The organism is Paracholeplasma manati, from assembly GCF_025742995.1.
In the GTDB taxonomy this organism is placed as follows: domain Bacteria; phylum Bacillota_I; class Bacilli_A; order Acholeplasmatales; family UBA5453; genus Paracholeplasma; species Paracholeplasma manati.
Window position 1 is genome coordinate 1 of record NZ_JAOVQM010000025.1, and the last position, 398, is coordinate 398.

Consider the following 398-nt stretch of genomic DNA (forward strand, 5'->3'; position numbering starts at 1 on the left):
TTTTAACAACACAATCAAGAAGTCCACACCCTCTTTAGGTAGCGGGATGAATTGATTTTTTCTTTTGATTTATGTATACAAATGCCCATAAATAATGTTATAATATAGTTGAAAAATCTCTATACATAAACACTATGAAAGGGTGAACTGGATGAACAAAGCCTTTAAGTTTCGAATCTATCCAAATGAATCTCAAAAGACTTTAATCCATATGACTCTAGGACATAATCGCTTTCTCTGGAATAAGATGTTAGAAGATAAACAGAAACATTATGAACTCACTAAAAACATCCTTCATCCCACACCTGCACAATATAAAGATGCTTATCCATTTCTAAAAGACATAGACTCTTTATCTTTAGCCAATACACAACTCAATCAAGAAAAAGCTTTTAAAC

The 398-nt window shown here is 31.4% G+C and carries 1 protein-coding gene; it reads left to right on the top strand.

Annotation, left to right across the window (positions count from 1 at the left end):
* Nucleotides 1–151: 151 nt before the first annotated feature.
* The coding region (locus N7548_RS08835; protein ID WP_263609109.1) for a helix-turn-helix domain-containing protein at nt 152–398 on the top strand (247 nt) is incomplete at its 3' end.